The sequence below is a fragment of the Aeromicrobium sp. REDSEA-S32_B7 genome (genome assembly GCF_001626145.1).
GTDB lineage: Bacteria > Actinomycetota > Actinomycetes > Propionibacteriales > Nocardioidaceae > Aeromicrobium > Aeromicrobium erythreum.
The window spans coordinates 1-3,988 of the sequence record NZ_LUNF01000204.1 but is presented as its reverse complement, the minus strand read 5'-3'; the positions used below and the strand labels follow the sequence as shown (position 1 = coordinate 3,988).

Below are 3,988 nucleotides of genomic sequence, written 5' to 3'. Positions count from 1 at the left end.
CCCCACAGGGCGAGCCGGCCGCCGACGCGGGGATCGGCCTCGATCGCGGCGCGCACCTGCTCGACGACGAACTCCGAGTGCCCGGGGCCGCTGAGGGGGTCGATGACGGTCGTGCGCGTGACGGGGTCGAGGTAGGCGGCGATCTCGCGGTAGAAGTCGGCGGCCAGCCCGTCGCCGACGAAGGCCTTGACCAGGCCCTCGAGGAAGTCGGCGGGCTTGGTCTTGCGGTGGAAGTCGCCGAAGGTGGCGGCGAACGGCTCCATGGCGTCGAAGGGGTCCTCGCCCATCTCGACGAGGCGGTCGCGCAGCACCTCGAAGTGGTCGAACTCGGCGGCGGCCATGGTCGCGACCTCGACCTTGCTGCGCAGGTCGGGGGCCATCTGGGAGTCGGCGACGAGCCGCTCGCAGGCGCTGATCTCACCGAAGGCGAGGACGCCGAGCAGCTCGACGACCCCGCGGCGGTACTCGGGGTCGTCGAGGGCGCTGGCGACCGGTGCCGCGGGCGTGTCGTCCGGGGGTGCGGCTGCGTCCTTCGGGGCCGACGGGTCGCTCGACTCTGCGTGGTGGGCCATGCGCCGCAGCGTAGCGCTCCCCCGCCACTCGGCTCCTGATTCCCGGGACGCACGTCCCAACCGGTACCCTGGTGGTGCCCTTGGGGCCGTATCTCCGTCGTGAGCTCTCGGACGCACCGTCGTCGACGCCGCCTCACGACTCGACCCGAGAACCCTTTGTTCCCTCACGAATTCGAGATCCTGTGACCACGTTCACCGACTTGGGCGTCATGCCCGAGATCGCCGACGCGCTCGACGCCGTCGGCATCAGCAGCCCGTTCCCCATCCAGGAGATGACCCTCTCCGTCGCGCTGATGGGCACCGACCTCATCGGTCAGGCGCGCACCGGCACGGGCAAGACGCTGGCCTTCTCCATCCCGGTCATCCAGCGCACCGTCGCCCCGCACGACCCCGACTACGACCAGCTGGCGGCTCCCGGCAAGCCGCAGGCCCTGGTCGTCGCGCCCACCCGCGAGCTCGCGCTGCAGGTGGCCAACGACATCAAGACGGCGTCCGCGAACCGCGGCACCCGCAACCTCACGATCTACGGCGGCGTGCCCTACGAGGGCCAGCTCGAGGCGCTCGAGAAGGGTGTCGACATCGTCGTCGGCACCCCCGGGCGCATCCTCGACCTCGCCAACCGTCGCGCGCTCGACCTCTCTCACGTGAAGTCGCTCGTGCTCGACGAGGCCGACGAGATGCTCGACCTCGGCTTCCTGCCCGACGTCGAGGCGATCCTCGCCAAGACGCCCGAGACCCGCCAGACGATGCTGTTCTCGGCCACGATGCCGGGCGCGATCGTGTCGCTGGCGCGCAAGCACATGCGCCACCCGATGAACATCCGCGCCGAGTCACCGGAGGAGAACCACACGGTCCCCGCCACGGCGCAGTTCGTGTGGCAGGCCCACGAGCTCGACAAGCCCGAGGTCATCGCCCGCATCCTGCAGGCTGAGGACGTGCAGCGCGTCATCATCTTCACGCGCACGAAGCGCACGGCGCAGCGTGTGGCCGACGACCTCATCGACCGCGGCTTCCCCGCCTCGCCCCTGCACGGCGACATGGCGCAGGGCGCGCGCGAGAAGGCGCTGCAGGGCTTCCGTGACGGCAAGGTCGACGTGCTGGTCGCCACCGACGTCGCGGCCCGCGGCATCGACGTCGCGAACATCAGCCACGTCATCAACTACAACTGCCCCGAGGACCACAAGACGTACGTGCACCGCATCGGTCGCACGGGTCGCGCCGGCGCCTCGGGCATCGCGGTCACCTTCGTCGACTGGGCCGACCTGTCGCGCTGGAAGCTGATCAACGCCGAGCTCGACCTGCCGTTCGCGGACCCGCAGGAGACGTACTCGACGTCGGACCACCTGTTCCACGACCTCGGCATCGACCGGTCCGTCAAGGGCCGGCTCAAGCCGCCGTCGCCGAAGGAGCCCCGCAAGGACGGCGACCGCGGCGGACGCGGTGGCCAGGGCGGTCGCGGGCAGGGCGGCGGACGTGGCCGCGACGGCCAGGGCGGACGCGGGCAGGGCGGCGGACGTCCGCAGGGCGAGCGCTCCTCCGGTCCCCGCACCGACCAGCCGCAGGACGCGCAGGCCAAGGACGGCCAGGGCGGCGAGGGCACCGGCTCGAGCCGCAGCCGGAACCGTCGTCGCCGTCGCACCCGCGGCGGCCAGAAGGTCGAGGGCCAGAACGGCACCCAGACCGCCTCGAGCGAGACGGCACCGGCGTGGGGCCCTTCGTCGTGCCGGCTCAGAGCAGGCTCTGCGCCACCTCGCGGTACGCGTCGGCGCCCTTGTGGTTCTTGTGGACGCTGAGGATGGAGCGGCCGATCGCGGGCGCCTCGGCGAACCGGATCGACTTCGGGATCGGCGGGCTCAGGACGGGCAGCTCGAACTGCTCCTCGATGGAGGCGAGCACGGCGCGGGCGTGGTTGGTGCGCCCGTCGAACATCGTCGGCAGCACGCCGGCGACCTCGAGCTCGGAGTTGATGAACTGCTTGACGTCGTGGACGGTGTCGAGCAGCTGCAGCACGCCGCGGTGCGACAGGGTCTCCGCCTGCAGCGGGATGACGACCTTCTGCGACGCCGAGAGCGCGCCGACCGTGAGCACGCCGAGCGTGGGTGGGCAGTCGATGACGACGAGGTCGTAGTCGTCGGCGACCTTGTCGAGCGCGACGCGCAGCCGCTGCTCGCGCCCGGTGCGGCTGACGAGCGCCTCCTCGGCCTGCGTGACCGTGACGTTCGACGGCAGCAGGTGCATGCCGTCCTCGGTGACGACGATCGCGTCGGCCGGCTTGGCCTTGCCGAGCAGCACCTCCCCGACGGTCACGTCGACGTCCTCGGGGTCGATGCCCAGGGAGAACGTCAGGCCGCCCTGCGGGTCGAGGTCGACGAGCAGCACGCGCTTGCCGAGCTCGGCGAACGCCGCGCCGAGGGAGGCGACGGTGGTCGTCTTGCCGACGCCACCCTTCTGGTTCACCACGGAGATCGTCGTCGTCACGCGGCACATCATGCCACCGGGGACCGCCTCGTGGCTGCGACGTCCGCCACCGTGACGACATGGCATGCTGACGACATGACCCGCGCTCTCGTCACCGGCGCCACGGCCGGCATCGGCCTGTCCTTCGCCCGCGCCCTCGCCGCCCGGGGCGACGACGTCGTGCTGCTCGCGCGCGACGAGCAGCGTCTGGAGCAGCTGGCCACCGAGCTGCGCGGTGCGCACGGCGTGCAGGCCGACGTCGTCGTGGCCGACCTGACCACCGCGGACGGACTGGCGGCGGCCGAGGCCGCCCTCGCCAGCAGCACCGCACCCGTCGACCTGCTGGTGAACAACGCCGGCGCGTCGCTCGCGGGCTGGTTCGGCACCACCGACGTCGCCGACGAGGACCGTCAGCTCGACCTGCTCGTGCGGGCGCCGATGCACCTCATGGACACGGCGATCAAGTCGATGGTCGGGCGCGGTCGCGGCCAGGTGGTCAACGTCGCGAGCGTCGCCGCCTTCACCCCGCGCGGGACCTACTCCGCCCACAAGGCGTGGCTGGTGAACCTGTCGCAGTGGGCCGACTGGCACTACGCGTCGTCGGGCGTGCGCGTCATGGTGCTGTGTCCCGGCTTCGTGCGCACGGAGTTCCACCAGCGCGCCGACATGGACATCTCGGGCGTGCCCCGCTGGATGTGGCTGAACAGCGACAAGCTCGTGGCCGCCGCGCTCGCCGACCTCGAGCGCGGCCGCACGGTGTCGATCCCGAGCCTGCGCTACAAGGTGCTCGCGACCCTGGCCCGGCACGCCCCGACGTCGCTCGTGGCCCGCGCCGCCAAGCGCGGACGATGAGCACGCCGCGCTCCCTCGACCTCCCGCCCGGCGTGGTCGCCGCGACCGTGCAGACCCCGCGCGGGCGCTTCGCCGTGCACCACGCGCAGGTCGAGCACCCGCGGGCC

4 protein-coding genes are annotated in these 3,988 nt (G+C 72.0%); 2 read left to right on the top strand and 2 right to left on the bottom strand.

Annotated elements, in window-relative coordinates; genetic code table 11:
• Positions 1-572 (bottom strand): ferritin-like fold-containing protein (locus A6Q79_RS13630; RefSeq protein ID WP_317698619.1); only part of this gene is annotated, 572 nt, incomplete at its 3' end.
• A 170-nt stretch (positions 573-742) separates the two neighbouring features.
• On the opposite strand from A6Q79_RS13630, the gene A6Q79_RS13625 reads away from it, so the two are divergent.
• A complete protein-coding gene (locus A6Q79_RS13625; RefSeq protein ID WP_317698620.1) occupies positions 743-2,365 on the top strand; it encodes a DEAD/DEAH box helicase in 1,623 nt (540 codons plus the stop codon).
• On the opposite strand, the gene A6Q79_RS13620 is transcribed toward A6Q79_RS13625, so the two are convergent.
• Complete coding sequence (locus tag A6Q79_RS13620) at positions 2,301-3,059, bottom strand: ParA family protein (protein ID WP_067861414.1); 759 nt, start codon at positions 3,057-3,059, stop codon at positions 2,301-2,303. The two genes, A6Q79_RS13625 and A6Q79_RS13620, sit on opposite strands and share 65 nt — an antisense overlap.
• A 66-nt stretch (positions 3,060-3,125) precedes the next feature.
• Between A6Q79_RS13620 and A6Q79_RS13615 the strand changes: the two genes are divergently transcribed.
• A complete protein-coding gene (locus tag A6Q79_RS13615) occupies positions 3,126-3,881 on the top strand; it encodes an SDR family oxidoreductase (protein ID WP_067855854.1) in 756 nt (251 codons plus the stop codon).
• The last annotated feature ends 107 nt before the right edge of the window (positions 3,882-3,988 follow it).

Coding starts and splice junctions, on each gene's coding strand:
- A6Q79_RS13620 (WP_067861414.1), bottom strand. CDS start 3,059: ATGTGCCGCGTGACGACGACGATCTCCGTGGTGAACCAGAAGGGTGGC.
- A6Q79_RS13615 (WP_067855854.1), top strand. CDS start 3,126: ATGACCCGCGCTCTCGTCACCGGCGCCACGGCCGGCATCGGCCTGTCC.